This window comes from Paenibacillus sp. ICGEB2008 (assembly GCF_000307675.1).
In the GTDB taxonomy this organism is placed as follows: Bacteria; Bacillota; Bacilli; order Paenibacillales; family Paenibacillaceae; genus Paenibacillus; species Paenibacillus polymyxa.
The window spans coordinates 461,209-487,700 of sequence record NZ_AMQU01000016.1; the positions used below are offsets into that span (position 1 = coordinate 461,209).

Here is a 26,492-nt window from a genome sequence, read left to right on the forward strand (position 1 = left end):
AAGGGGAATCATAGATGATTAAAATTCGGAAGCTGACCAAGCAAGTGGGGCCTGAACGTACCCCGTTGCTTCGAGGGATTGATGCTGAAATTCATCAGGGTGAATTCATTGCTATAGTGGGGCCAAGCGGAAGTGGTAAAACGACACTTCTTCGCTGTCTTGCTTTACATGAATCTTGGGAAGAAGGCAGTTTAATTGTAGGAGGCAATGATGTACTGAAATCCGGGTGGACAGGCAAGATGAAATTAAAGCGGGAATGGGCATATCTGGAGCAAAATCCGCATCTTAATATGAATCGGACCGCTCTTAAAAATGTGCTCATTGGCAGATCGGGTCAGACCCCCTGGTGGAGAATGGTTACTGGCATGGTGCGTTCCGACGACTATATGGGAGCGATGGACGTTCTGGAGGATCTGGGTCTGCTGGATAAGGCGCATGATAAATGCGACAAACTCAGCGGCGGCGAACGGCAGCGGGTAGCCACAGCGCGTGCTCTCGTTCACGGAGCCAAGGTTATTTTAGCTGATGAGCCTGTAAATGGACTTGATCCTGCCTCAGCAGCGCATGTACTGGAAACCTTTCGCAAGCTGTGTTCTGACGAACGAGTAACAATCATTACTGTACTGCCGCTGGAAATGGCTGAACGTTTTGCTTCCCGAATCTGGGGGCTGAATGAGGGCGAGCTGGTGTTTGATATCCAGGGAAGACGATTGACACAGGCAGAAAAGAACAAATTGTGAAGGGGACGGCAAGAGAAGTGAAAAAAATGCTGTTGAAAATGGTGGCGTGCTGCTGTTCCTTGCTGCTCCTTGCCGGATTTTTAAGCGGCTGTAATGTGATTAGCGATCCGATTTCGCTGATGCAGACACCAACGATGTCTGATGAGAAACAACAGCTGAATGGAGCAGTGAATACGCAATTAGGGGCGGTACAGCCTTTAAGGCCGAATGATCCGGATGATCCTACGCCAATTCGGACGGGAGATTTGAATAATGATGGTATAGATGAAGCGGTGCTCTTTTATGAAACACCAGATGAGAGCGTAAAGATACATGGTGCCTTGTTTGAAGATCAGGGCGGCACGTGGGTAAAGAAGCTTACATTTGATGGGGAAGGCACGGTGTTGGAATCATTTAAGCTTGTGGATTTAACCAATGACGGTACGCTTGATATTGTAGCAGGTTTTTCGAGCGGAGACAGTAGTGAGAACGGGGACCAGAAGGGCCTCATCGTATACTCTTATACTGGAGGAACGTTGGAAAAAATATATGCAACGGGCTATACGGACTTCGTTGTAGACGATTTTAACCATAAGAAGATGGATTTGAACGGGGACAATCTGAATGACTTGACGATTATCTTGCTCCGTCGTAATGAATTTTTTACCGTGAAAACATTCCAGTTCAGCGGAGGGACCTTTAAGGAGATCGGGTCGTTGGAATTGGACAGTCAGGCTTTAGGCGTCTACAATGTCGTCGCTGGTAAGGTAGCCCAAGGTAGGCAAGGGATCATTATTGATACAAAGATTGCCGAGACAACTACGGTTTCCAATGTTATCGTGATGGATCACGGCAAACTCAGAAAGCTCAATCTTATGGATGTTACCTTTAAGGATGCTACCATCGCCAGTGGTGATGTGGATGGTGACGGTATTCTCGAATTTGGGAATTTAGAGAAGCCTAAAGGTTGGAGCAACAGGCCGCTGGATGAAGTTCCTTATTTTGTATCGTTCTATCAGTGGGATGGGGCCAAAGGGACGATTTTCAAGCAGCAACAGTATCGTGATTCTAATGAACAGGTCTACTTCAGACTGCCGAAAGAGCTGCATGGCAAGGTGACTATTGATCCGAAGGTTTCCAGGAAAGACAGCTATTTGCGGTTTATTCTGGATGATACAGACAAAACAATAGCGGAAATTAAATTTTTCTCATTGTCACAATGGGAGCGAAACAATGAAGGCTATAGCCAATTGTGGCGAACGAACGCACAGGTAATTGGCATTAAGCGATCCAGCGAGCTGGAACCACGTAAAACCATTAAAAACAAGATGGGGGAAAGGCAGGTAGAATAGAGTGAGTAAAGTTTTAATCATGGAAGATGAGGAATCGATCCGTAGCTTTATCGTTATTAACTTGAAACGTAACGGTTTTGAGGTGCTGGAGGCAGCAGATGGGCATGAGGCTCTGAATATTTTGAACACGGTGCGGGATATTGATATCGCGCTGCTTGACGTGATGGTGCCTGGGATGGATGGTTTTGAGGTTTGTCGGAGAATTCGGGAAACGAATGAGCGTATTGGCATTATCTTTCTGACAGCCAAGGTACAGGAACAGGATAAGGTGTATGCCTTGTCTGTAGGGGCTGATGATCATGTGAGCAAGCCTTTCAGCCCGACAGAGCTGATTGCACGTATCCAATCGTTATTGCGTCGGGTAAATGTACATCGTGAAACAGCAGCCAAGGTGTCTTTCCAATCCGGTCCGTTCACGCTGGATTTGATAGCTAAGCAATTTAAGAAAAACGGACAGCTGATCGAACTGACACCGACAGAGTTTTCGCTGATTCAGTTTTTTCTGGAGAAAGAAAATACGCCGCTTAGCCGAGATGTGCTACTTGACCACGTATGGGGCAAGGAATATATGGGCGATCCGAAAATTGTAGATGTGAATATCCGACGTCTGCGGCAGAAAATTGAAAACAATCCATCCGAGCCGGCTTTCTTACAAACCGTGTGGGGACATGGATATAAATGGAAAGGTCAGTCTCAATGATCAAAAAGGGGATTCGCCGACAGATTGTGCTTCACTATTTTTTCGTAGTGTTCTTGGCGCTTCTGTTAGTAGAAGTCATTTTTATGTTTGCACTCCGGTCGTATTATTACGACTCCATTTACAAACACATCGAAAGCCGTATCGAATCGGTAAGTGAATTTGCATCCAAATTCAAAGAGCCAGAACAGTCTTTACAATCGTATTTGTTGAATACATTTTCTCTGCCCTTCACTGAATTACAATTGCTTGATGAACAGGGAAATGTAATTGATAACTCGACAAATTTTGCTGCGGATCTAAGTGTGCAAACCAGTGATGTGACACAAGCCTTAGCTGGAGATACGGGCAAATGGATTGGAAAGCAACCCGGCACGGGACAGCAGGTGATGGCGGTATCTCAGAAACTGGACAATATCGTCGGAGATCAGGTGTATATTATCCGGTATACGACTTCGTTGGAATTAGTAAATGATAAATTATTCATCATTACATTATTTTCGGTGGGAATCATGGCAGCTGTACTGATTATTGTATTTATAGTAAGCACAGGGCTTGCCAATTCCATTGTCAGACCGATTAACAATATTCGCGATGTATCTGCTCAGATGGCGCAGGGACGATTTGATGCACGTATCAAAGGCGATTATCGCTATGAACTGGGTGAATTGGCATCGACGTTGAACTACATGGCACAGGAGATTGTCCGAACCAATCAAATCAAGGATGATTTTATTTCTTCTATTTCTCATGAGCTGCGTACTCCGCTTACATCGATTAAGGGCTGGAGTGAAACGCTAAATTCTGGCGGGTATGACCCGGAAGAGACTAAGATCGGGATGCAGATTATTTCCAAGGAAACGGATCGGCTGATTGGCTTAGTGGAGGAAATTCTCGATTTTTCCAAACTGGAGCAAAATGCCATGAAGCTCGTGATGGGAACAGTTGATCTTCGAGAGCTTTTGCAGGAAATTATGCTGAACGTATGGGCAAAGGCAGAAATGAAGCAGATCAAGCTTCAACTGGATTCCGAGGAAACGGCTTATCTCGTTCATGGAGACGGTAACCGTCTGAAGCAGGTATTTTTGAACATTGTAGATAATGCTATCAAGTTTTCGCATGAAAGCTCGATTATTTATTTGTCTCTTCAACGCATTAAGGGTAATATCGAGATATCGGTACAGGATACGGGGATTGGGATTAGTGAAGAAAACCTTGCCAGAGTAAGGGATCGCTTTTTCCAGGTAGACCACCAAAATGGGGGGACGGGTCTCGGATTGGCAATCTCGCAACAGTTTGTTGAGCGTCATCACGGTCAGATGCTCATCAGAAGTGAATTGGGAGCTGGAACCACCATTACGGTTTCATTGCCTGCTCTGCAAGCAGAGTCATCCGTGGAACTACCACAACTCTCGGAAGGGCAAATTTAAAGTCAGTTGTAAGAGGTAATAAAAAACAGCCAGTCCTCACTATATTGGAGGGCTGGCTGTTTGAAATTTTAGGGAGAGTTATGATGTAAAGCCTTCTGCACGCAAGCGTGTGTTACGCTCATAGGCTTCTTTTAGCATACGTGTAGTTTGCGGCCGTACTGCCATTTTACCAAATACTGTTTCATTGGGTCCGATAACCATAATTTCGCTCGGATTACCTTTAATCACAGCACCATCACGAATCACAGCACCTTCACCGATAATGGCATGCTCAATATGCACGTTGCGCCCAATACGTGTGTCGGGCATAACGATACTTTCCTTGATGGATGAGCCTTTTCCCACCTCGACGCCACTAAACACTACAGAGCGCTCAATTTGGCCTTCTACTTGGCAGGAATCATGCAGGAGGCTGTCCAATGACTGCATTTTACGACCAGGCACCTTTTGCGCGCTCAGCCTTGTGCGGCGTTCACGTGTATACATCGGCCAGTCTTGACGCTGAAGGTCAATTGCGCAATTTTCATGGAGCAGGTCCATGTGGGAGTCCCATAGGCTTTTAACTGTACCTACGTCTTTCCAGTAGCCCTGGAATTCATAAACGTATAGAGATTCTTGGTCCGCCAGCATTTTAGGTATGATATCTTTGCCAAAATCATGACTGGATTGAGGATCCTGTGCGTCTTCCAACAGGTAATTTCTTAAGTAATCCCATTTGAAAAGATAAATCCCCATAGAGGCCAAATTACTTTCGGGTTTCTCCGGCTTCTCTGCAAATTCAGTGACACGCAGATCTTCATCGGCGCTCATAACACCAAAACGGTGTGCTTCATCCCAAGGAACCTCCATGACAGAAATGGTTGCCGCAGCTCCTTTTTCCTTATGGTAGTTCAGCATCTCGCGATAATTCATATAGTAAATATGATCACCGGATAAAATAAGCACATGCTCTGGATTTTGGCTGTCAATATATTCGATATTCTTATGAATAGCATCTGCCGTTCCTAAGTATTCAGCGTTACCTGTATTATAAGATGGAAGCAGGGTAATTCCTTTGTCATCCGTTTTTGTAAGGCCCCATGGAGTCCCATCCCCAATATGTTCGTGCAAGGATTCCGCCTCATATTGCGTCAGTACACCTACAGTATCAATGTTTGAATTTACGCAATTACTGAGAGGAAAATCGATGATCCGGTAATGACCGCCAAAAGGTACGGCGGGTTTTGCAATCGTTGAAGTAAGGGGAGCAAGACGGCGTCCCTCTCCGCCTGCCAGCAGCATGGCAATGCATTCTTTATTAAACATTTCGTTTCCCTCCCGGTTTAGTTGTCTGTTGTAGTACATACATAAACGGTATGGGGTACTCTTGAAACCATCAGGTATATAAGATTCCCCAAAAACTAAGGTTTATTTTTTTCCTAGTCATTTTTCTGTTCATTGTGGCTAGAATGGGGTAATAACTCAGGTCAGCTTTGACCCAAAAGCGAATGCATTACCGACTCATACATTTTTACTCACAAAACATAAAAGGGTGGTGACGTGATGACAGACCAAACTCTTCCGCAACAGACGATATCATCGGAAGATACTTATTTGTTTCATGAAGGAACGCTTTATCACAGCTACCGATCTTTGGGTTCCCACCTTACTGTGGAGAACGGAGAACAGGGCGTTCGTTTTACGGTCTGGGCTCCTCATGCTCTCCATGTCGGGCTTGCTACAGATCGCAACAACTGGAATGGGGAACAGGATTCCTTATATAGGGTTCCCAAATCCGGTTTTTGGAGTCGTTTTTTTCCGGGGATATCCCAAGGAACATTTTACAAATACGACATTACAGGTCCAAATGGTGAACGATTTCTGAAAGCAGATCCTTACGCCGTACGTGCTGAAGTAAGACCGGCTACGGCGTCAGTGGTAGCTTCATTGGATGGTTATGTTTGGAATGATGCAGCTTGGCGCCGTAAACGTAGAGCACCATATGGTAAACCTCTACATATATATGAGCTTCATCTAGGCACTTGGAAGCAAAAAGCAGATGGTACGTTTTATACATACAGGGAGATGGCTGAGCTTCTTGTGCCTTATGTAACAGATATGGGGTATACACATATTGAGCTGATGCCGCTGAGTGAGCATCCGTATGATCTTTCCTGGGGCTACCAACTCACCGGGTATTTTGCACTCACAAGCCGTTATGGTGAACCACATGATTTTATGTATTTGGTGGATCGTTGCCATCAGGCGGGAATTGGAGTGATTATGGATTGGGTTCCAGCTCATTTTGCCAAGGATGCTCATGGATTGAGACGGTTTGACGGATCGCCGCTGTTCGAATACGCGGACCCGCTAATTGCGGAAAAGCCCGGCTGGGGAACCCTGACATTCGATTATAGCAAGCCAGAAGTACGTTCTTTTCTGATCTCCAATGCATTGTTCTGGATGGATGTGTACCATATTGATGGTCTGCGTGTAGATGCAGTGACGAGCATGTTACGGCTTGATTTTGAAAAGCAGGATGGACAATATTGTCTCAATTCCAAGGGAGGGATTGAAAATGAGGAGGCTATCGCCTTCCTTCAACAGCTGAATGAGACGGTATTCCGCTATTATCCATACGCACTCATGATGGCAGAGGAGTCCAGCGCTTGGCCGATGGTGACCTCCCCAGTAAGCGATGGAGGACTCGGTTTTAATTACAAATGGAATATGGGTTGGATGAACGATACACTTGATTATATGGAATCAGAGTTTGATCAACGACCCGATCGCCATAATTTGCTGACATTCCCCATAGCCTATGCGTACAGCGAAAATTTTACACTGCCATTGTCACATGATGAGGTTGTGCATGGTAAAAAGTCGCTGCTTGATAAAATGCCGGGCACCTATGAACAAAAATTTGCCGGACTACGGGCACTTCTTGGCTACCAAATGACCTCACCAGGTAAAAAGCTTTTATTCATGGGAGGGGAATTTGGTCAATTTATTGAGTGGAAGGATGAGGATCAGCTTGACTGGTTTTTGCTGGACTATGACAGTCATCGGTCTCTGCACGCATATTCGAAAGCACTGAATCATTTATATCTTCAGGAGAAGGCACTATGGGAATTGGACCATTCGTGGGACGGCTATCAATGGATTGAAGCTGAAGACCGCGGACAGAGTGTGATTACGTATTTACGTAAAGGCAAAAAAGCAGGAGATACGCTGGTTGTCCTCATTAATTTCCAACCTGTGCCAAGAGAAAATTATCGAATTGGGTTGCAAAAGGCAGGAAGCTATATGGAATTACTGAACAGCGATCATAAGGACTTTGGGGGGAGTGGTCAGCTTAACTCTGGGGTGATACGTACTTCCAAAATCCCTTACCACGGCCAGCTTCACAGCTTGGAAGTGACGATTCCACCCCTAGGCATCGTTATACTCAAGAAAACACCACCACGTAGGTCTAAAAAAGTAGATTAACCACATAAGGAGGAAGCACATATGAACATTTTGTTTGCGGCAGCAGAAGCACATCCATTTATTAAAACAGGCGGGTTGGCTGATGTTATTGGCGCACTGCCAAAGGCACTTCATCAGGCAGGATGCGACGTCCGAATCATCTTACCTAAATATGCGGGCATTCCCGATACCTATAAGAAGTCTCTGCGTCCGGTAACGGTCAAGCATGTAGCTGTAGGCTGGCGTGATCAGTATTGTGGAGTAGAGGAGCTGACGTTGGACGGGATCAGGGTTTATTTTATAGATAATGAATATTACTTCGGTCGTGACGGTATTTACGGTTACATGGATGATGGCGAACGCTTCTCCTTCTTTAACCGGGCGATTTTGGAAGTGCTGCCTGAACTGAATTTTCGGCCGGATATTGTGCATTGTCATGACTGGCATACGGCAATGGTTCCGCTGCTTCTGAATGCCGATTATCGACATTTGCCCTTTTACAACGATATTCGCACGGTGTTTACGATACATAATCTGTTGTATCAGGGTGATTTTCCATATGAGGTCTTAACGGAGCTGCTTAACTTGGATGGAAGCTATTTTACTTCCGAAGGTGTGGAATATTATGGAAGACTGAATTTTATGAAAGGTGGGCTTACTTACTCCGATCATGTCACGACCGTGAGTCCAACCTATGCAGAGGAGATTCAAACTGAATTTTACGGATACGGAATGGAGGGTTTACTTCGTAAATTAGGAGAGCAGGGACGCTTAACGGGGATTGTGAATGGAATTGATACCCAAAGCTACAATCCTGCCACAGACAACCGTATTTATACAAAGTACCGCACAAGTCTGGCAAAGAAAAAGGAAAATAAAATTGCCTTGCAAAAGGAGCTAGGTCTGCCGGTGCGTCCGGACGTACCTATGATAGCAATGGTAACTAGACTTGTGGATATGAAGGGGCTTGATCTGGTTACGAGAGTGCTTGACGAAATCTTGTATTATGACGATATTCAGTTTGTCGTGCTGGGAACAGGGGACCCGGCTTTTGAGCACTGGTTCCGGGAAGCAGCGGGACGGTATCCTCTGAAAATGTCGGCGCAGCTTACTTTTAGCGAGCCACTGTCACGAAAAATATATGCGGCAAGTGACATGTATCTTATGCCATCGAGGTTTGAGCCTTGTGGGATTAGTCAACTGCTGGCGCTTCGTTATGGAAGTATCCCTATAGTGCGAGAAACTGGAGGGCTGAACGATACTGTACAGGCTTACAATGAATCTACAGGTGAAGGTAACGGTTTTAGTTTCACGAACTATAATGCACATGACATGCTGCACACCATTCGTCGTGCTGTTGATTACTATCGCCAACCTGAGCATTGGAACAAGCTTATACAGACGGCCTTTGCAGGAGAGTACAGTTGGGATGTATCGGCCGAGGCTTATATGGATATTTACCGTTCGCTAGCAAAGATTGATGGAACAGAGTAGGATACCATATTTGTGCTAATAAAAAAGGGAATCCCTTTAGCCAGTGTCTGGCTGAGGAATTCCCTTTTTTGCTGCGGTCAGTCGCCCCCGCCACCACAACTGCTTCCACACGAAGATCCGCTGCTACAAGAGGAATGACTCCCAGAATCGCCTGAATCGTGGTGAGAAGAGCCTCCACCATGAGAACTGTCATGGGAGGAATGATGGTGCGAGTGGTGTGTATCCCAGTTTGAGCAGCCGCTTGCAGAGCTACAGCCGGATGAGCTGGCTAGGGCGGCACTGCTTGTAGAGTCTGGGTGCATGTGTATGGCAAATTCATCAGGCCGATACCATGAATACCACACAACAGCCAGTAGCAAATAGTCAACCTGCAAATAGTTGATCTTGGGGAGCTGCTTGCCCTCAGGATCATTTACAGCTTTATTTACCCGCTCACGGAGGTGTTGGACTATCTTATGAACCGCTTGTTGTGTCTGCTTTGAAATGCCTATATTTTCACTTATATTCCATCGGTCACCTACTGGCTGCGCTGAAGCTGTCAGGTTGTAATAGTGTGAAAGCTCATCATTCGGTAATGGATGATTAAAAAAAAGTTCCCCACAAACTGGCGCTATAGCGATTCCAGCCAAAGCATTCCACATACAACCAGTCAAACCACGCCCGCTCCTCTGGCATCAGCTGAGAGCCGCCCGAATGGGGAGCATGGTGAAGCATACGACCAAAAAAAAGCTCCCGAGAACTGCTGGTATTCGCGCGTAAACATTAACATTTCGTGCCATAGTTCATCCACATCACTACTGAACATAGGCACTCGATTCATAATCGCGCATAGCATGAAGTATCGTTTTAGCTCATGCCAGCGCCAGTCATATTCTTGTTCCGTCAGATTAGGGTGGGCTTCCATGACACGTTGCTTTACGTTGTGAGCATAGGAGGCTGGAATGGATCGCTCCAGCAGCTCCTTCAGCTCCGTAATTTCTGGATGACGCTCTTGCGTGAGTGACGAAGGAGACGGGGAACTAAGGAAAAATGCATTCCGTCGGCGCGTGCTTCTGTTTCCACGATTCCTGCGTATTGCTCGGAATATAAACCAAAAAATGATGAGGTCAACCACAATAAACAACGTCCAAAAGCTACTCATACTATTCATAAAGGCACTCCTTTCTCCAAGAAGACGGCATTTCCGATTTTAACTTTTGCTATTCAGTAGAGCGAATTCTTCTTTAATCTGTGCCAGCAGCTCAGAACTTGTGATTACATCGCAAGCTGTCCATGCCAAGGTCCTCGCGGCCAAGAGCATTCCTTCCATTGCGCGGTCCTGCATCGCCAAATCGCGGAATTCTGGTGTATGCAAGGCATGCTTCTCGTCAATAACTTGAATGTACGGATGGATCGCAGGGCAATGAAGTGATACATTTCCGATATCCATAGAGCCATGATCTTCGCCTTCCGTAATATCTTCTTGCGCAATACCAGCCTGCACCAAATTTGCAGTAAAGGTGTCGGAGAGTACACCGTTAGTCACCATTTCATCATAAGAAGTCTCATAATTGGAGGTTTCCAAACGACACCCGGCTTGTAAAGCAGCTCCTTCAGCAATTTGAATAACACGACGGGTAAGCGGGTTCAGTTCTTGGCGTGTCGCGGCTCTCACGTAAAATTGAGCTGAGGCGTAATCAGGAATAATATTGGCAGCCTGCCCACCCTGATTAATGATGCCATGGATACGCACTGTACTTTTCACCTGTTGCCGAAATGCGTTGATCCCATTAAACGTTTGAATCACAGCGTCCAAGGCATTAATCCCTTCGTGCGGACTGGCCGCAGCATGAGCGGATTGACCAAAAAATTCGAACTGTACAGCATCAATCGCCAGCGATTTTCCTGATTTTTCGTAGCGATCGAAGGGATGTGTCATCATGGCTATGTCGCAATCATCAAACAATCCAGCCGCCGCCATCGGAACTTTTGCACCGCGTGTTTCTTCGGCAGGTGTGCCGTAAACACGTACTTCTCCACCAGTCTTGTCGATGATCGATTTGAGACCGACGGCAGCGCCTGTACTCATCATGCATATCAAATGGTGTCCACAGGCGTGCCCTAAACCTTTCAGGGCGTCATATTCTGCCAGAAAAGCAACAACTGGTCCAGGCTTGACTGCTTTGTAAGTAGCAATAAAGGCCGTTTCTATACCCAATATGGGTGCCTGAACTTCAAAACCGTGAAAGGCAAGTTCTTCTTTTAGACGGGCAGAGGCCAGGAATTCCTCGTTTCCAAGTTCAGGGTTTGCGCCTATATACAACGAAATGTCCTTAAATCGCTCGGCATGCTGTTCAATGGTGTGTTGAATGGTCTGTTTAAAATTCATGCTGAAAACTCCTTTATATATGCTGTAATGTAGGTACTGCGATAGATATACTAAAATTGTACTATAACATTCATTGCATAATCATGCATATTCATTTATAATGACACAATCTTATTTATTATAAAGAATTTAAGGAGAGAAAAAAAGATTGAAAAAGGCATATCGTTTTACCGCCCTGGTTTTGACGGCGGTTATCTTGCTGTTGGCTGGTCTTCCTATGCTCACTGCATACGGATCGGAAGGAAAGCCACAGAAAAAACTTGTAGTGGGTATGAGTGCTGACTTCCCGCCGTATGAGTTTCACAAAGTTATTAACGGTCAGGATACCATTGTCGGGTTTGATGTTGAAATTGCCAAGGAAATCGCCAAGGATCTGGATGCAGAGATGGTCCCAGAGGACATGAGTTTTGACTCTTTGCTGCCTGCTCTGCAAAGTGGTCGCGTAGACTTGGTGCTGTCTGGTATGACACCGACAGATGAACGCAGAAAGAGCATTGATTTTTCGGATGTATACTATCGTTCCAAGCAAGTCATTATGGTTCGTCCAGAGGACAAAGACAAATATTCAACGATGGCTGCTCTAAAAGGAGAGAAGCTCGGTGCGCAGAAGGGGAGTATCCAGGAAGAAATTGCGCAAAAAGTACCTAATGCTTCGGTAACCTCATTGGATAAAATATCCGATCTGGTACTCCAGCTTCGGACCAAGCGTATCAACGCGGTTGTAATCGAAGATACCGTTGCTAAAGGATACACGCTAGACGGTACCGTAACACTTGCCAAAGCAGTACCTGAAGATGAAGGAGCAGAAACTGCTGTAGGCATCCGTAAAGGAAATGCGGAATTGCTTGCTTCAGTAAATAAAACGTTGGCTCGCCTGAAAGCGGACGGTTCGATTGAGAAGTTTTCTACAGAAGCGAGTGCACTGTCTGCTGACAGACAGGTTTCTTCGAATAGCATTGTAGATATATTTTTGAAATATCGCAGTTTCTACGCTACGGGTATCGGCTACACTCTATTGCTGTCTGCGCTCGGAGTACTGTTCGGATTCATTATTGGCCTGATCATATCATTGCTACGGATGAGTGGTATTCGTATTATCGAGTGGCTAGGTACCGCATATGTAGAGATACTGCGCGGCACACCTATGCTGGTGCAGCTTATGATCATTCATTACGGAGTTGCTTTGACGTTAGGTGTTAATTTTACGCCACTCCAGTCCGGTATAATTACGTTGTCTCTGAATAGTTCGGCATATTTGGCTGAAATTTTCCGTGCTGGTATTCAGGCCGTAGACCGTGGACAGATGGAAGCTGCCCGCTCGCTCGGGATGGGACGAGGCAAAGCGATGCGTCACGTTATTTTACCGCAAGCATTTAAATCTATATTGCCTGCTATTGGTAATGAGTTCATTACGATCATTAAAGAATCTTCTATTATTTCGACCATTGGGATGGTGGACATTATGTATCAAGCCCAGGTCATTAAGAATATTACCTACGAAGGCTTAAGTCCGTTCGTAATCGCAGCCGCTATTTATTTTGTAATGACATTTAGCTTATCTAAGCTGTTGGGTTTATGGGAAAGGAAGTTGAGAGCCAGTGATCACCGTTAAACAACTGCGTAAATCATTCGGTAAGAATGAAATTTTAAAAGGCATTGATATAGATATCGCCAAAGGTGAAGTAGTCGTCATTATCGGCCCGAGTGGTTCGGGGAAAAGTACGTTTTTGCGTTGTATGAATCTGTTGGAACAGCCAACAGAAGGGGAAATCTTGTTTGAGGGTGAGCCGATTACGGCCCGTGGTCATAATATTAATGCGACTCGAGAGAAGATGGGGATGGTTTTCCAACATTTTAATCTGTTTCCGCATAAAACAATACTGCAGAATCTGACGCTTGCACCAACGCAGGTGAAGAAGCAATCGGGGAAAGAAGCGGAGAAAATTGCGTTGGAGCTCCTGCGGACCGTGGGTCTTGAGGATAAGAAGAATACCTACCCGAACCAGTTATCTGGCGGTCAAAAGCAACGTATAGCGATAGCACGTGCTCTCGCCATGCAGCCGCACGTAATGCTGTTTGATGAACCTACCTCTGCCCTGGACCCTGAAATGGTTGGAGAGGTTCTGGATGTGATGAAGAAGCTTGCTGAAGGCGGCATGACGATGGTGATCGTGACGCATGAAATGGGCTTTGCTCGTGAGGTAGGAGACCGAATCATCTTTATGGACAACGGTCAAATTATAGAGCAAGGTACGCCGGAGCAAGTTTTCGGAACTCCAAGCCATGATCGTACCCGTGATTTTCTGGCTAAAGTGCTGTAAGAAAATGCTTTTATGAATTATTGACAAAGCCCTCTCGTGATGATATTTCACGGAGGGCTTTTCTCTTTTTGTCACCATATCTCCATATTTTCGTAACAAAAAACCGATTTTTGATGACAAAATTGTAATGGATATAGTATGATGTTCAAGGTTCCCAACATTTTCATGCAGATAAGGTTACAAAATTGTGATATTATGCAGTAAGCCAAAACTTACCGGGGCAGCAGCAATGATAACAATTACTCAGGTGCTGGGCTCAAACCATGGGAAGTGCGGGGGACGTAACAACGGCAATTATTCCAATGCGTCATATAGATGTTGTGGAATATGCCTAGGGGTGAATTGCACAAGCATAGGGCTTCTCCTGAGTCCGAATCCGACAGCTAACTTCGCAGGCATAACAGAGGAGGTACATATCTTTGAAACACTTAAAACATATTGGAAAAACCATGAAATTTGCGGTGCTTGCCGCAGCGATTGCAGGATTGGCACAGACAGCTGGAGTAGCAAATGCTGCTTCGCTTCATACTGCCAAAGAAGGCGATACTTTCTTTTTGCTTGCTCAACGTTATGGGGTATCGGTAGATGACTTGACGAAGGCTAACCCGGATATTGCGTCCAACAACATATATGCAGGTCTACAAATTAAAGTGCCAGACGAAAAAAAGTGTGAAGGCGGCTTCGGATTCGAAACCACAGCTTCTTACGGAGAAAGCACCAGCGAATGAGAGGCCAACAATTGAAGCATGGGGCAAAACATTCAATTACAGTAAAGTTGTTGATGTTAAAGCAACAGCATATTCAGCCGCAGCTGATGAAAATGGCAAATGGGGTGCAGTCGATTACTACGGTAATCCGCTTAAACTGGGTACAATTGCAGTAGACCCGAAAGTCATTCCTATGGGAACAAAGGTGCTAGTTACAGGCTATTCCCATCCCGGCTTGCCAGACCATTCTTTTGTAGCCGTTGCCCGTGATCAGGGCAGCGCTATTACCGGAAAGCGGATTGATATCTTTATCCCTGGCAACAAATCATTCGTGAACGACTTCGGCTTCCAAAATGTGAAACTGTACGTTATTGATAAATAGCATTGTGCATATATTTGAATTCATTAAACATAATATATATTATGTAAACTTAATATTATAGCACACAACATATAACTGGGACGACTTCTTATCAGTACGGTCGTTTATCGCTAAAAAAGGCTGTCTTACAAGCAGAAGCATTCTGCTCGTCAAGGCAGCCTTTTTACGTTGTTGGTATATACGAGGCTTAGACATACTGTTATTTTCGTTCCGATGTGTGAAGTAGCCGGGGGACTGTGACAAACTTGTAGCCCTTAGCTTTTAAAGAGTGGATTAGACCCGGCAAAGCTTGGACAGTACCTTGCAAGTTGGAACTTTGACCTCCACCTGCATGCATTAAAATAATGGAGCCAGGTCTGGTAGCCGGGATCACGTTACGCTGAATCTGTGTTTTGCTTAATCCCTTCCAGTCTAGAGAGTCCACATTCCAATTGACGATCATGTACCCATGACGACGCGCCCACTGAATTTGAGGCTCCGTGATTTCACCATAGGGTGGTCGTATCAATCTGGGCCGAAAACCTGCGCTGGCTTCTAAAATACGTTCTGTTTTTGTAATCTGGTGGCGAAAGCGTTCTGGTGTGGCCTTCCTGAAATCCGGATGAGTATAGGAATGGTTTCCTATAGCATGACCCTCGCGGATGATGCGGCGTATGATCCCCGGATGCTTTTCCGCACGATGGCCGACGATAAAAAACGTAGCTTTGATACCGTTTGCGTGTAATACGTCCAAAACCTGCGGCGTATACCTTGAATCGGGCACATCATCAAAGGTTAAGGCAATTTGGCGGGTGTGCGGGCCGCACATTTTAAAAATGTCCGCATGCTTTTTTCGTAGCATCGCTAATGTTGGAGTAGCTCGATCTTTACTTTGATATACCGAAGTAGCGACAGTAGCTTCCTTGGGATGGGGCGTTCCGATGTTGGGAGGCGTGTCAGCGTGAACGGGAAAACTTGAAAATGCTAGTAACAGTGCTAAACATGGCAACACTCCCCTGTACCGCATTTGTATTCCCCCTTTCCGTGCAGTGGTACCTAGTGGTGCTCTCAGCTATTATGTACCTGTCCTATTAAAATTATGCTGGTGATTGAGTGAATTCCTACACGACTGAAGAGAAGCACATCATGAAGCGGATATCCGTGAAGATGACGAAGTAAACGCGCATATTCTCTTAAACATGAACGAAAACTGGAGCATTTTCGTAAGTTTTAGCCTTACAAAGGATTCGGTATACCGTGACAGCTGGTGTATAATGGGGATGCTATTCATAATGCTACAGACTTAGAATTGAGGGAAGGATGGATAAAAGTGACCGACTTGTTTACTCCTTATCAATTAAAGGGGCTTTCTTTAAGAAATCGGATTGTCATGCCCCCAATGTGCCAATACAGCGTGGAGGCCAAGGACGGCAAACCGACGGATTGGCATTATGTCCATTATGTGAGTCGCGCGGTAGGAGGGACTGGACTCATAATTGTGGAAATGACAGCGGTTCATCCGGATGGGCGCATTACGGATCGTGATTTGGGCATTTGGAGTGATGAACATATTCCTGCATATCGTAAAATGGTAGAGGAAGTCCACAAGTATGGTGCCAAAATTGCCATTCAATTAGGCCATGCCGGACGCAAGGCTGAAGATGCTGAGCCACCTGTAGGCCCGTCCTCGATCCCCTTTAGTGAACGATTTAAAGAGCCGCACGCTTTGACGCGAGCAGAAGTCAAGGAACTGGTTCTTGCCTACAAAGAGGGGGCGCGCCGGGCGGTAGAAGCTGGTTTTGACACGGTAGAGATTCATGGCGCTCACGGCTATCTAATCCATCAATTTCATTCTCCTTTAACCAATACTCGAGAAGATGAGTATGGGCAGGATTTATCACTGTTTGGTGTTGAGGTGATACGTGCTGTTAAAGAGGTACTTCCTGCTGATATGCCTGTGCTAATGCGGATATCTGCCAAAGAATATGTCCAAGACGGATATGATGTTGAATACATAGCAGCCATAGGGGAACGATATCGTGATGCGGGTGTAGACATTTTCCATATTTCTTCTGGTGGTGAGGGTCCGATTGGTTCCAGCGGAGGTCCGTCTGCGCGTGCTGGTTATCAGGTGGATTTGGCTCATACCATCCGTGAGAAACTGAATGTGCCTGTCATTGCTGTCGGCTTATTGGATGATTATGAGGATGCCCGCCGAGTCGTTCAGCACAATGAAGCTGATCTGGTAGCCATAGGGCGTGCCATGCTGCGTGATCCCTATTGGGCGCTGCATGCATCACGGGCGCTAAAAGTACAGGCGGATATTCCAGAGCCTTATCTACGCGGTTTTTAGCTATTTTTGAAACCTCTTTGCAAAGCTTGCGTAAACATGTGTACAGAGCTTAAAATTTAAGCATTCAATTCTAGGAGGAACTTCACATGTCTATTTTCAAACGATTAAGAGATCTTACGATGTCTAACATTAACGCCATTATCGACAAGGCAGAAGATCCAGTTAAAATGACGGATCAATACATTCGTGATATGCAAGAGGATCTGGAAGACGCAGAGAAAGCGGTAGCCGCTCAAATTGCTATTGAGAAGAGATTTAAACAGCAATACGAAGAACAGGCAGCTTTGGTGAAAAAACGCGAAGAACAGGCTCATACGGCTGCAAAAGCACAAAATGTGGATCTTGCTCGTCGTGCGCTGGAAGAAAAGAAATCTGCCGAACAAAAAATGAACGAGTTCCAAGCTGGTTATGAGCAAAACAAAGCTGCAGCTGACAACCTGCGTGGTAAGCTGGATGAAATGCGCAGACAGCTGACTGAAATGAAAAACAAGCGCGAGACACTGGTTGCCCGTTATAATGCAGCTAAAGCGCAAACTGAAATTAACAAAGCGATGAATGGTTTTAGCTCGGATACGGCAACTGCTGGATTAAAGCGTATGGAGGAAAAAATGCTGCAAGCAGAAGCACGTGCTGAAGCGAGCAACGAAATGGCTTCCAAGGAAAAATCGCTGGATGAAGAGTTCAAAGAGCTGGATAAGAAAAGTGCTGTGGACGACGAACTTGCTGCTTTGCTGAAACAATACGAAAACAAATAAGAACTTTTAAGCATTGCCGCTAGTGTGGTGGCTCAGTAAGCGAAGGAGAAACGTTATCTCCTTCGCTTTTCCCTGCCTGGGGGCGTAAATCAATATATGTAGTCAAGAAGATGTGGAGGATGGTAGCAAATGCATTTTTTAGAAACGATGAAAGCGATGCTGGTATGGACGGGCGCAGGTGCTATTTTGCTGTTCGTATTAATGTATGTCGATTCTTTATTTACAAAGTATAAGGATTTTGCCGAAGTAAAAGCCGGAAATATGGCTGTAACAGTCCGGATGATTATGAAGCTGATTGCACAAGGATACATTTTATCGGGTTCAATTGCTACAGCTAATAATTTGCTCGAAGCGCTTGTGTATTCTGTGATTGCCTTTATCATCTTGCTTGTTTTGGAAGTGATTGTGCGTCTGCTGTTGCGGTACTGGGCACAGTTTGATCTGGACAAAGGTACCCAAGAAGGTAAAATTGGTTTCGGTCTGTTTTCAGGAGCGCTGCATTTGGTGGGTGCCTTGATCATTACAGCATGCTTCTAGGCAAAGTAAGGAGGAAATATGACCATGAGTGTATGGAAACGAATTTCAAATCTATTTGCCAAGCCTGAACCGCCGAAAGCGGAAAAAAGCATGCTTCACTTAAATCCTGGGGATATTTGTGAAGTGTCGCTTGTCACCTATGAAGTGGTAGGTCGTGTACATAATCGTGCCCGGAATGCCGTTGTTTTGACGCTTCAGGATGGTAATCAAGTGAGTTATCTTCATATTGAGGAACGGGAAACACTGCAATTCGGACTATATCAGGCTATCGATGGCAGACTAGACAACCCGGAGGAAGTACCGACCATTTTAGAACTGGATGATACAACGTATCATTTGGAAGAACAGTATTTTGGGCATGTTACCGTTATGGGCCGTGCTCCTTTCCGGCAGGGTGGAGAGCAACATGTTTGGCAGTACCAGTCTGATGATTACCATCTATTGCGGGTAGAATGGCAGGACGGTCGCTTTATGCTTTATGAAGGAGAAGAAGTGATTACCGGAGACGTCAAGGTTATTCGGGCAAGCTAGGAGAGGGTTACACATGAGCAAACGCACCTGGCAATATGCATTAAAGATCATTGTGGCGCTGAGCTTGTTCGTATCCGTGCTAAGCGGCTGCGGGGCGCCAAATGTGAAAGATACGTATCCGCTGGAATCCGTTAGTGGTAGCGGAAACTCGACCTCGTACGTGTATCGGGCGGCAGGCAAAACGGTTCCCGAAGTAGCGGAGGAATTGAAAGAACAGCGTACACCGGAACAAATATCGCCTCAGAGCAATGAGCGGATGTTTCTGGTATATAGCGATGAATGGTACCATTTGCAGCAAGATCCAGCTAAGAAGGAAGATACACTCATTGAAATCGACAGTAAAAAGTATGTCGAGCAAAATTACAGTTCCAGCTTTCTAAAAGGATACTTAACTGCAACTGTGCTGGATGCTCTGTTCGATTCATTGCGGGGGTCTGGCTCCTATCGAGGTTATTCGAGCAGAGATGTATACCGACCTTCACAAGGGCAATATCGTGCTCCAACAGCACAGGAGAAAAAAGCGATTCCGCCGATAACGGTGGAACGAAAAGGTTCAGTTACCCGTAGAGGGAAAAATTCGGATTCCAGCGTTGGATCAAGCGGAAGTCTATTCGATCGAGGCTCCAGCAGTTCACCGAGCAGAGGCTCGATTTCACGTGACCGAGGCAGCAGCGGTGGTTCCAGCATATTTGATTCACCGCGCAAATCTTATAGTAAGCCTAAAACACGCAGCGGCTCAGGTAAAATTAGCCGGCGAAGTCGACGATGATGGGTAATATTTTATTTTCTTCTAAAGTTGTTTGCGGAACTGTGGAACTGTCTTGCACAGTTCCTTTTTTTGTTGTTTAACATTTACTAATGTAAATTGAATGGATGCTCCCTCACTTCGATTTTATTGCCGTCTATTTTGACCTGCGATCAGGGCTTATGTGCTCAATGCCATCTTCTTCAATGATATTGCTTTTTTTGATATGGAGATGACGAGCTATCTTTTCTATAGCACCCATCCGTGGTTCAGAAAGTCCGCTCTCCCAAGCTGAAATTGCTTTATTGGTAACCCCAGCGATCTCAGCAAGCTCTTGTTGAGTCAAATGATATTTTATACGTAATTTTTTGAAATTGTCACTTAAAGCCACAATAATCCCTCCACCCCAAATTAAGTAGATTATAACCTTGATATCGAAAAAAAACCAACATAATACATTGGCAAAAGCAACGTCGCTCACTTGGGGTGACTTTTTTTATTACCACGAATGGATGTCGAGTTTGAAAAAGAAAACCAGGGGGAGAAAATCTCATCTCATATTCATACAAAAAATTCCAGTTTACTAGATTATTTCATTGCCACATCTATTAGTAAAATATACAATTACATCAGGCGAAATAGGAGGATGATGTAACTGTGTTATCTGCTTTCTTATATATTATACTTGGTTTTTTCGATGCTTTAGCGGCAGTTACTTTGGTCTTGAAGCTTTATATGCTTCCCGTGTGGGAAAATCGAAGAAAAATAATTTTCTATGCAATGGGCATAGCCTTGTTTTCCTTTCTCATGAGAGAAGTTATAGGCATGCCTAAATTTGATTTTCCGCTTCAGTATTTGTTAATGGTTCTCTTTTTAAGATTTGGTTTAGGGATCAAAACATATCTTGCGGCTTTTTCTGCTGGTTCCGGTCTTACAGCTTACATTAATCTACAGCTATTTGTATATATCTTTGCAAACTTTTTCGGAGTAGCACAACCAGGTGTTATAAGTGATACAGCTGGCTCTTCCATTTACGTTATACAGCTAGCTTCTATTTTTACTGCGTACTTTATTTCTTTTGTCATGGGGAAATACAACTTTGGTTTCTCATTTATCATTCAGCCCCCACATGATTTTTTGAAAGGTGAAAATTACCTATCACCCCTTAATAAAATGTTCATTATAGGCTCCTTAATATCATTTGTCACGATTCTTGTTACTTTGTATATGCTCTATAACTCCAATACGATAGGACTACTTTCCATCTCATTGCTGACTTTTGGAATTTCGTACTTCTTATCAGAGAAAGGAGATTACGAGGATGCTAGAAACGCTATCGAGGCACATCGCATCAGAAATAAAGAAAGCTGATCCTGATGGACCTACAAGTGTAGAAGTGATGGAGTATGCGATTGGTGTGAAAATTACCGAAATTTCGGCAGTACTAATGGTCGCAGTTATGGCCTGGATAACAGGACATTTTTGGGGGGCATTACTAGCCCTGGCTACGATCATGTTTGTAAGGAGATTTTCAGGAGGGGTACACTTCAGCAACCTTACCCTTTGTGTCTGTTTTACAACGGCCATATGTGTAACTATACCTTTCGTATCTTTAAGTTTATCAACGATTTTAATAATTAACGCTTGTTCATTATTAATGTTTGTAGTATATGCTCCCAATCATTTTATCTATATTAACAAGACCAAACATCACAAATATTACAAAACGATATGTATTTTGGTTTGCATATTAAATATTTTTATACAATCTCACATAATATGTTTATCTTTAATTATACAAGCATTCAGTATTCTTCCTTTATGGAAAGGAGGTGAGCGAAAATGGATAAGAAATTGGCGAGAGCTTTAAGTGTAAGCCTTGGTAATTACGCTAACGAGTCTACCAAAAAAGAAAAAACAATTTTTGGCGCTAAACCTGTACCAGCTGAGCTGAAGAAAACAGAAAAGAACTGAATTTAATGGAAGAGGGAAAGCGAATCCTAGCTACTCCATTGCTTGATGACAATTCACTTGGAGATTGCTCTTTTTTTTGTGAGAATCACCTAGTTGCGATTGAATTGTGGAAGCCCAAAAGCAATTATCACATCCCGCTTTTTCATACTTCTCATGGAAGATTTACAGTTCCCACCACCCTCCATGAATGTTCCGTAGGCTTACCCACTTTTTGCAATTTGGACGGATCTAATTTGGTTAACATCACACAAGTGGACAAGATCGTTACGGGAGATTATGGAGGGGGGCAGGTTGTTTTTAAAAATCAAGACATTAAAGAAAGTATAAATTCAGCAAATTTATCTCGATGGAAACAAATATATGAGAATGCAATGAATGCCGATAGAGAAATTCGTTATATTTTCGGATCGGAAATTAAGGTAGTGGGTAAAGCGGCAGTGAGCGGTTTTTTTAAAGTAGGGAATATGCTTAGTGTGGATATGTGGGAACCTAAAAAAAAATTATTATGTCCCGCGTTTTCACTCTGGAGATCGCTCTTATTCAATCGGGCTAACCGCTCAAGCTTGCAGGGAAGCTTTTCCGTATCTATATCCTGCTTATAAAGACACCCTGATAAACCTAGAATTGGTTTGTGAGATTGAGTCTAACGCATTTGGAGGTTTGGTACGATTCGAAGGATCAGACTTCACTTGCTCGATGTCTCATAATAAACTTAAAGCACTTAAAAAATTGTGGAAATGACCCATGAAAATTCAGGGGTCATTTTTGTTACCAGATTTAAATGAATAAGTCAATAATCAGTTAGACTAGGATAAGCCGGACGGGTTCGATTTAATTCGACATATTTCCCGTTTTTAATCATTTTCTATGTGATAAAATTTGATTATGAAAAAAATAACAATCTTTTAAATTAAGATGAAAACAATCTACATATAAGAAAAGGAGGGTGAAAGCGGGATATATAATGTAAATGCCGGCATGTACAAACGGTCCGAAGGAAATGCCTGTTTGTCAGGCAAGTTCCCACTCATATAAGTCCTCAGCTTTACACTCCAATATCCTAGAAATGAGGACTGCCGCCTCAAATGACATTTTGTCACGTCCCGCGATCCAGTTGGATATTTGTTGCCGCGAATATCCAGTTCGTCGGGCGAGCCATGATTGAGTGCGTCCATGAGATTTGAGCTCCTCTTTCAAAAGGCATTTCCCCCGAGTAAGTTTTTGCACCTTACTTGCTCCTAACAGGGGAAAAGTGTTTCGTTCAGAGTATACAGGTAAATTACTTTTTTATCAATTATATTGTGGAGTTGATTGGATGGTTGCAGATAAAAATGAAAATGTAACTTGCACTAGCTTTTATACAATAAAGATGGCACGACTCGCTTCAGGTTATAGTGAGTTAATAGCTTGCAATATACTTGGTATGTCAATGAATGAATTAAAACATATAGAGGAAGATTCATCCGATTTAACAATAGCTCGAGCGCAGCAAATGTCCTCGTTGTATGAGGTTTCAATAGATTCAATCTATTTCGGTAAAAATAATATAACCTAATATACGTAGAAAACTGACGTGATGACATGCAAAACAAAAAAGCAAAATCTACCAAAAACAGCCGCGATATGATATTCAGGCTGTTTTTTGGCGGATAGAGACTTGCAGTATCCAATAAACACCGTTCGGATTTGCCAGATAACGGTTTTAGCGTTATAACAGAAAGAGGGTATTTTAGAAGAACGGAGTGAGAACATGAAACAGACGCCATTAAACACAGAAAAATTCCAACGTAAAGCAGTTAAGGTGGAAGAAGCACAAAGCAGGATAGCTAGCTATGTTCAACAGGGTGAAAGGGAGGACGTAGGGCTCGAGCAAGCACATGGTCGCTATCTGGCGATGGATTTGACTGCGCCACATCCGTATCCCCGCTTTCGTCGTTCTGGTATGGACGGCTATGCGATCCTTGCCTCGGACACTGAAGTCTGTTCGACCGGTCAGGAAATCTGGCTACACGTGATTGATGAAATTCCTTGTGGCACCGTATCGGACAAGCGGGTGGAGACGGGAATGGCAGTCCGCATCATGACAGGAGCACAACTACCTGAAGGAGCGGACACGGTGGTGATGCTGGAGGCGACACAGCTGCGTGAGGAAAATGGACAGACATATGTTGGCTTGAAGAAGCGTATGGAAGTTGGCAAAAATGTGACACAAATTGGTCATGAGATTAAGGAAGGTCAGCTTTTGCTCAGTAAGGGAACTTGCGTGGGAGCGGGGCATGTCTCGGTACTAGCTACTTTTGGTGTACATCGGGTGCCAGTTTACAGGAAGCCACGGGTGGCTGTCTTTTCCACTGGATCAGAATTGCTCGCAGTGGATGAGCCGTTACAACCGGGGAAAATTCGAAACAGTAATACATATATGCTGGCTTCTCAAATTAGAGAGGCAGGAGGAGAGCCGTTCATTCTGCAAGCCATTCATGATGATTTGAACCTTGCTCGTGCTTCTGTCCGAGAAGCGATAGCTGCCTATGATATTGTGGTTACGAGTGGTGGAGTGTCGGTGGGTGATTTTGATATTATGGGTGATCTCGTACGACAGGAAGATGTAAATATGCTGTTCAACAAGGTTACGATGCGTCCAGGTAGTGTAACCACAGCCGCAGTGATAGACGGTAAGCTGTTATTTGCGCTCTCTGGCAATCCCGGTGCATGCTTTGTAGGCTGTGAGCTGTTTGTACGACCAACTATTCAAATGATGTTATCTTCGGCACATCCGTATTTGCAAACCTGGACGGCGAAGCTAGGAGCAGATTATACGAAGGTAAACAACTATACCCGCTTTGTACGCAGTTCTCTGGAGATACGTAGTGGGCAAGTATATGCGATTCCTGCGCGAGTAGATGAATCCAGTGCTATGGTTACGATTAAGGACAGCGATTGTCTGATCGTAGTTCCTCCCACAACAGAAGGCTTGCACGAAGGTGAAGAGGTGCACGTACTGGTGCTTCAAGGCGGACAGGTGACGTGAAAACGAAATATCCATTTGTATGTCAAATCGTCGGATTCAAAAATACAGGAAAAACAACCTTCCTCGGAGGTTTGATTCGTTATGCGCAGCAGTCAGGACTGCGTGTAGCTGTGATCAAGCATGATGGTCATGAATTTGAGATGGATCATGAGGGGACAGATACGTATAAGCACCGACAGGCGGGTGCCGAAGGCGTAGCGATTGTTTCGGCAGGAAGAACTGCCATTTTAGAGGAACATAGTCGGCCTGTGATCGGACTCATCCGGCATTTTCAGGCCTATGACTGTGTGTTGCTGGAAGGTTTCAAGCAGGAAAAATATCCGAAGCTGATCATGGTGCGGGAACAATCGGATGCGCAGCTTGTTCAGGAACTGACAAATGTACAGGGAGTAGTAGTTTGGGAGTACCACATGGATTGGGCTCAGGACTACTACTCAGATGAACAAACGGTGCAAATATTTCCTGCCGATGCCAGTGAACCGGCAGGCTGCTGGCTACTCGAACAGATTCAGAGGCACAAAATGGGATTCCAGACAGAGCAGGGATGAGAGGGCTACTAATTAGCGGAGTCAGTCTGAGTCTCTATCCGTCGTTCGATCGCCTGAGACATCGTTTTGTCAGTCAGGTGGGCATAGACTTCCGTTGTTTCTGTCGAAGCGTGACCCAGCTGTTCCTTGGTTTTGTAAATATCATTTTGTAAATAATAGTCTGTAGCAAAGGAATGACGGAGCTTGTGAACGGTCAAATAGGGCTTGCCGAACCGCTTGGCGTATTTGATGATCATTGCTTGAATCGCTCTTTTAGTCATCCGTTTGCCCTCAGCACTGCCGTTGGGTCGCGCGACAAAAAGAGCTTTTTCTTTTTTTGGAGCGCGATAACGGGTATGTCTTAAGGATAAATAAAGTGCGAGATCATCTTTGGATTGCTCGCGGAAATATACTGGCGTTTTAAAAGTTTCATCGTTATTTCCTTTACGGTACACATACAGCAATTTATTGTTTATATCGAGATCGTCCATGTTCAAGTTGACGATTTCGGATACACGCAGTCCCGAGTTCAGAATAAGACTTGCGATACAGGCATCTCGCTCCTTGTTCAATTCATAGGAGTATAGGGCTTGCTTGTTATCAGCCAAATCTTGTCCATAGCCTTCATAAATATAGCCGATAAATTCAAGCAGTTCTTCCTCTTCCAGTATTTTTCCTTTGAGCTTGGCGGCCGTATCCTTGGGTTTATGTACGCGCTTAATTTCGACTTTGGCCATAATATTGCGCTTGAGCAACGGATAAAAGTTTTCATCCTCAGCGATTTGGCTCAAATAATGAAAGAGTGAACGCAAGGACGATAGCTTACGTGAAATGGTGATGCGGGAATTGGAGCCTTCGCGTTTGGTAGACAGGAACAAACGAAAACCTGTAATGCTATCCATATGGAGTGTCTCTAATTCTTCCAGTGTCACTTGGGCATTCGTTTCTCCGGCAGACAAGCCTTCCGAGCGAAGCCATGAAAAAAAAGCTTCGTAATCCCGCACATATTCCAGCAAAGTAGAGGGGGATAGGTCGGGAAGCTTGTAATCCATAAATTGCTGTACGTACCATGGCAAATCCGGCAACTTTTCATCCAGTTTGCGCCGGTCGATGATCTTTTGTATGTTCATAGGGTTCACCTCGTCC

General features: G+C 44.5%; 28 protein-coding genes, 1 pseudogene and 1 riboswitch. Of the genes and pseudogenes, 21 read left to right on the plus strand and 8 right to left on the minus strand.

The window, feature by feature from the left end; all coding sequences use genetic code 11:
• Nucleotides 1-14: 14 nt before the first annotated feature.
• The 4 genes from C400_RS0117205 to C400_RS0117220 are packed head-to-tail and all read left to right on the plus strand — an operon-like array spanning nt 15 to nt 4,198.
• Nucleotides 15-740 carry a phosphonate ABC transporter ATP-binding protein gene (locus tag C400_RS0117205; protein ID WP_017427727.1) on the plus strand — a complete coding sequence of 242 codons (726 nt, stop codon included), beginning with the start codon at nt 15-17 and terminating at the stop codon, nt 738-740.
• A complete protein-coding gene (locus tag C400_RS0117210) occupies nt 737-2,071 on the plus strand; it encodes a hypothetical protein (RefSeq protein ID WP_019687406.1) in 1,335 nt (444 codons plus the stop codon). Before C400_RS0117205 ends, C400_RS0117210 begins: the two co-directional genes overlap by 4 nt.
• A 1-nt stretch (nt 2,072) precedes the next feature.
• Nucleotides 2,073-2,771 (plus strand): response regulator transcription factor, encoded by a 699-nt coding sequence (locus C400_RS0117215; RefSeq protein ID WP_016820715.1) that lies wholly within the window; start codon nt 2,073-2,075, stop codon nt 2,769-2,771.
• Nucleotides 2,768-4,198 (plus strand): sensor histidine kinase, encoded by a 1,431-nt coding sequence (locus C400_RS0117220; protein WP_017427729.1) that lies wholly within the window; start codon nt 2,768-2,770, stop codon nt 4,196-4,198. The genes C400_RS0117215 and C400_RS0117220 overlap by 4 nt, the downstream gene beginning before the upstream one ends.
• 78 nt (nt 4,199-4,276) lie before the next feature.
• Here C400_RS0117220 and C400_RS0117225 read toward each other — a convergent pair whose 3' ends face one another.
• Nucleotides 4,277-5,503, minus strand: a complete 1,227-nt coding sequence (locus tag C400_RS0117225; RefSeq protein ID WP_017427730.1) for a glucose-1-phosphate adenylyltransferase — start codon at nt 5,501-5,503, stop codon at nt 4,277-4,279.
• A 237-nt stretch (nt 5,504-5,740) separates the two neighbouring features.
• Between C400_RS0117225 and glgB the strand changes: the two genes are divergently transcribed.
• The gene (gene glgB, locus C400_RS0117230; RefSeq protein WP_016820718.1) at nt 5,741-7,666 is read left to right on the plus strand and encodes a 1,4-alpha-glucan branching protein GlgB; all 1,926 of its coding nucleotides are present in this window, start codon (nt 5,741-5,743) and stop codon (nt 7,664-7,666) included.
• 21 nt (nt 7,667-7,687) lie between these two features.
• A complete protein-coding gene (glgA, locus tag C400_RS0117235; protein WP_017427731.1) occupies nt 7,688-9,139 on the plus strand; it encodes a glycogen synthase GlgA in 1,452 nt (483 codons plus the stop codon).
• Between the two features lie 77 nt (nt 9,140-9,216).
• Here glgA and C400_RS28015 read toward each other — a convergent pair whose 3' ends face one another.
• From C400_RS28015 to C400_RS0117245, 3 genes are read right to left on the minus strand one after another with little or no spacing between them, the layout of a single operon-like run.
• Nucleotides 9,217-9,792 (minus strand): hypothetical protein, encoded by a 576-nt coding sequence (locus tag C400_RS28015; protein ID WP_232795387.1) that lies wholly within the window; start codon nt 9,790-9,792, stop codon nt 9,217-9,219.
• Nucleotides 9,789-10,289: a hypothetical protein gene (locus C400_RS28020; RefSeq protein WP_232795388.1), complete on the minus strand. Its 501-nt coding sequence runs from the start codon at nt 10,287-10,289 to the stop codon at nt 9,789-9,791. Before C400_RS28020 ends, C400_RS28015 begins: the two co-directional genes overlap by 4 nt.
• Before the next feature lie 39 nt (nt 10,290-10,328).
• A complete protein-coding gene (locus tag C400_RS0117245; RefSeq protein WP_017427732.1) occupies nt 10,329-11,507 on the minus strand; it encodes a M20 family metallopeptidase in 1,179 nt (392 codons plus the stop codon).
• A gap of 148 nt (nt 11,508-11,655) precedes the next feature.
• Here C400_RS0117245 and C400_RS0117250 point away from each other — a divergent pair, with 148 nt between their 5' ends.
• The 3 genes and pseudogenes from C400_RS0117250 (at nt 11,656) to C400_RS0117260 (ending at nt 14,917) form a co-directional block, all read left to right on the plus strand.
• Nucleotides 11,656-13,119, plus strand: a complete 1,464-nt coding sequence (locus C400_RS0117250; RefSeq protein WP_017427733.1) for an ABC transporter substrate-binding protein/permease — start codon at nt 11,656-11,658, stop codon at nt 13,117-13,119.
• Nucleotides 13,106-13,828 carry an amino acid ABC transporter ATP-binding protein gene (locus C400_RS0117255; protein WP_013371435.1) on the plus strand — a complete coding sequence of 241 codons (723 nt, stop codon included), beginning with the start codon at nt 13,106-13,108 and terminating at the stop codon, nt 13,826-13,828. The genes C400_RS0117250 and C400_RS0117255 overlap by 14 nt, the downstream gene beginning before the upstream one ends.
• Before the next feature lie 243 nt (nt 13,829-14,071).
• A riboswitch (cyclic di-AMP (ydaO/yuaA leader) is annotated at nt 14,072-14,241 on the plus strand.
• Nucleotides 14,242-14,247: 6 nt separating this feature from the next.
• Nucleotides 14,248-14,917 (plus strand): annotated as a pseudogene (locus C400_RS0117260) (3D domain-containing protein).
• Between the two features lie 199 nt (nt 14,918-15,116).
• On the opposite strand, the gene C400_RS0117265 reads toward C400_RS0117260, so the two are convergent.
• Entirely contained in the window at nt 15,117-15,923 is an 807-nt protein-coding gene (locus C400_RS0117265) for a polysaccharide deacetylase family protein (protein WP_016820724.1), read from the minus strand.
• 303 nt (nt 15,924-16,226) lie between these two features.
• Between C400_RS0117265 and C400_RS0117270 the strand changes: the two genes are divergently transcribed.
• The 5 genes from C400_RS0117270 to C400_RS0117290 all read left to right on the plus strand — a co-directional run bounded on the left by C400_RS0117270 (nt 16,227) and on the right by C400_RS0117290 (nt 19,841).
• Nucleotides 16,227-17,249, plus strand: coding sequence for an NADH:flavin oxidoreductase/NADH oxidase (locus C400_RS0117270; RefSeq protein WP_016820725.1), 1,023 nt, complete (start codon nt 16,227-16,229; stop codon nt 17,247-17,249).
• A gap of 86 nt (nt 17,250-17,335) precedes the next feature.
• Nucleotides 17,336-18,004, plus strand: a complete 669-nt coding sequence (locus C400_RS0117275) for a PspA/IM30 family protein (RefSeq protein WP_013371430.1) — start codon at nt 17,336-17,338, stop codon at nt 18,002-18,004.
• Nucleotides 18,005-18,133: 129 nt separating this feature from the next.
• A complete protein-coding gene (locus C400_RS0117280; RefSeq protein ID WP_013371429.1) occupies nt 18,134-18,541 on the plus strand; it encodes a DUF350 domain-containing protein in 408 nt (135 codons plus the stop codon).
• Between the two features lie 24 nt (nt 18,542-18,565).
• Nucleotides 18,566-19,072, plus strand: a complete 507-nt coding sequence (locus C400_RS0117285; protein WP_017427734.1) for a DUF4178 domain-containing protein — start codon at nt 18,566-18,568, stop codon at nt 19,070-19,072.
• A gap of 13 nt (nt 19,073-19,085) precedes the next feature.
• On the plus strand, nt 19,086-19,841 hold the full coding sequence (locus C400_RS0117290) for a DUF4247 domain-containing protein (protein ID WP_016820728.1): 756 nt from the start codon (nt 19,086-19,088) through the stop codon (nt 19,839-19,841).
• A 133-nt stretch (nt 19,842-19,974) separates the two neighbouring features.
• On the opposite strand, the gene C400_RS0117295 is transcribed toward C400_RS0117290, so the two are convergent.
• Nucleotides 19,975-20,208 carry a helix-turn-helix transcriptional regulator gene (locus tag C400_RS0117295; protein ID WP_016820729.1) on the minus strand — a complete coding sequence of 78 codons (234 nt, stop codon included), beginning with the start codon at nt 20,206-20,208 and terminating at the stop codon, nt 19,975-19,977.
• 266 nt (nt 20,209-20,474) lie between these two features.
• On the opposite strand from C400_RS0117295, the gene C400_RS0117300 reads away from it, so the two are divergent.
• The 4 genes from C400_RS0117300 to C400_RS0117310 are packed head-to-tail and all read left to right on the plus strand — an operon-like array spanning nt 20,475 to nt 22,393.
• Nucleotides 20,475-21,188 (plus strand): hypothetical protein, encoded by a 714-nt coding sequence (locus C400_RS0117300; protein ID WP_016820730.1) that lies wholly within the window; start codon nt 20,475-20,477, stop codon nt 21,186-21,188.
• 28 nt (nt 21,189-21,216) lie between these two features.
• A complete protein-coding gene (locus C400_RS28745) occupies nt 21,217-21,687 on the plus strand; it encodes an accessory gene regulator ArgB-like protein (RefSeq protein ID WP_373364943.1) in 471 nt (156 codons plus the stop codon).
• Complete coding sequence (locus C400_RS28465) at nt 21,660-21,791, plus strand: hypothetical protein (protein WP_017427735.1); 132 nt, start codon at nt 21,660-21,662, stop codon at nt 21,789-21,791. The genes C400_RS28745 and C400_RS28465 overlap by 28 nt, the downstream gene beginning before the upstream one ends.
• Nucleotides 21,792-21,796: 5 nt before the next feature.
• On the plus strand, nt 21,797-22,393 hold the full coding sequence (locus C400_RS0117310; RefSeq protein ID WP_017427736.1) for a hypothetical protein: 597 nt from the start codon (nt 21,797-21,799) through the stop codon (nt 22,391-22,393).
• A gap of 409 nt (nt 22,394-22,802) precedes the next feature.
• Here C400_RS0117310 and C400_RS0117315 read toward each other — a convergent pair whose 3' ends face one another.
• A complete protein-coding gene (locus C400_RS0117315; RefSeq protein WP_016820733.1) occupies nt 22,803-23,018 on the minus strand; it encodes a helix-turn-helix transcriptional regulator in 216 nt (71 codons plus the stop codon).
• Nucleotides 23,019-23,106: 88 nt separating this feature from the next.
• Here C400_RS0117315 and C400_RS0117320 point away from each other — a divergent pair, with 88 nt between their 5' ends.
• From C400_RS0117320 to mobB, 3 genes are all read left to right on the plus strand, one after another.
• Nucleotides 23,107-23,346 carry a helix-turn-helix domain-containing protein gene (locus tag C400_RS0117320; protein WP_016820734.1) on the plus strand — a complete coding sequence of 80 codons (240 nt, stop codon included), beginning with the start codon at nt 23,107-23,109 and terminating at the stop codon, nt 23,344-23,346.
• Between the two features lie 195 nt (nt 23,347-23,541).
• Entirely contained in the window at nt 23,542-24,819 is a 1,278-nt protein-coding gene (locus C400_RS0117325) for a molybdopterin molybdotransferase MoeA (RefSeq protein ID WP_017427737.1), read from the plus strand.
• The gene (mobB, locus tag C400_RS0117330) at nt 24,816-25,367 is read left to right on the plus strand and encodes a molybdopterin-guanine dinucleotide biosynthesis protein B (RefSeq protein ID WP_016820736.1); all 552 of its coding nucleotides are present in this window, start codon (nt 24,816-24,818) and stop codon (nt 25,365-25,367) included. The genes C400_RS0117325 and mobB overlap by 4 nt, the downstream gene beginning before the upstream one ends.
• 8 nt (nt 25,368-25,375) lie before the next feature.
• On the opposite strand, the gene xerS is transcribed toward mobB, so the two are convergent.
• Complete coding sequence (xerS, locus tag C400_RS0117335; protein WP_017427738.1) at nt 25,376-26,476, minus strand: tyrosine recombinase XerS; 1,101 nt, start codon at nt 26,474-26,476, stop codon at nt 25,376-25,378.
• Nucleotides 26,477-26,492 lie beyond the last annotated feature (16 nt).

Bases quoted from the DNA above. Each gene is read 5' to 3' on its own strand.
- C400_RS0117205 (WP_017427727.1), top strand. From the start codon at position 15: ATGATTAAAATTCGGAAGCTGACCAAGCAAGTGGGGCCTGAACGTACC.
- C400_RS0117220 (WP_017427729.1), top strand. From the start codon at position 2,768: ATGATCAAAAAGGGGATTCGCCGACAGATTGTGCTTCACTATTTTTTC.
- C400_RS0117225 (WP_017427730.1), bottom strand. From the start codon at position 5,503: ATGTTTAATAAAGAATGCATTGCCATGCTGCTGGCAGGCGGAGAGGGA.
- glgB (WP_016820718.1), top strand. From the start codon at position 5,741: ATGACAGACCAAACTCTTCCGCAACAGACGATATCATCGGAAGATACT.
- glgA (WP_017427731.1), top strand. From the start codon at position 7,688: ATGAACATTTTGTTTGCGGCAGCAGAAGCACATCCATTTATTAAAACA.
- C400_RS28020 (WP_232795388.1), bottom strand. From the start codon at position 10,289: ATGAATAGTATGAGTAGCTTTTGGACGTTGTTTATTGTGGTTGACCTC.
- C400_RS0117245 (WP_017427732.1), bottom strand. From the start codon at position 11,507: ATGAATTTTAAACAGACCATTCAACACACCATTGAACAGCATGCCGAG.
- C400_RS0117265 (WP_016820724.1), bottom strand. From the start codon at position 15,923: ATGCGGTACAGGGGAGTGTTGCCATGTTTAGCACTGTTACTAGCATTT.
- C400_RS0117275 (WP_013371430.1), top strand. From the start codon at position 17,336: ATGTCTATTTTCAAACGATTAAGAGATCTTACGATGTCTAACATTAAC.
- C400_RS0117280 (WP_013371429.1), top strand. From the start codon at position 18,134: ATGCATTTTTTAGAAACGATGAAAGCGATGCTGGTATGGACGGGCGCA.
- C400_RS0117285 (WP_017427734.1), top strand. From the start codon at position 18,566: ATGAGTGTATGGAAACGAATTTCAAATCTATTTGCCAAGCCTGAACCG.
- C400_RS0117290 (WP_016820728.1), top strand. From the start codon at position 19,086: ATGAGCAAACGCACCTGGCAATATGCATTAAAGATCATTGTGGCGCTG.
- C400_RS28745 (WP_373364943.1), top strand. From the start codon at position 21,217: ATGGAGTATGCGATTGGTGTGAAAATTACCGAAATTTCGGCAGTACTA.
- C400_RS28465 (WP_017427735.1), top strand. From the start codon at position 21,660: ATGGATAAGAAATTGGCGAGAGCTTTAAGTGTAAGCCTTGGTAATTAC.
- C400_RS0117310 (WP_017427736.1), top strand. From the start codon at position 21,797: ATGGAAGAGGGAAAGCGAATCCTAGCTACTCCATTGCTTGATGACAAT.
- C400_RS0117320 (WP_016820734.1), top strand. From the start codon at position 23,107: ATGGTTGCAGATAAAAATGAAAATGTAACTTGCACTAGCTTTTATACA.
- C400_RS0117325 (WP_017427737.1), top strand. From the start codon at position 23,542: ATGAAACAGACGCCATTAAACACAGAAAAATTCCAACGTAAAGCAGTT.
- xerS (WP_017427738.1), bottom strand. From the start codon at position 26,476: ATGAACATACAAAAGATCATCGACCGGCGCAAACTGGATGAAAAGTTG.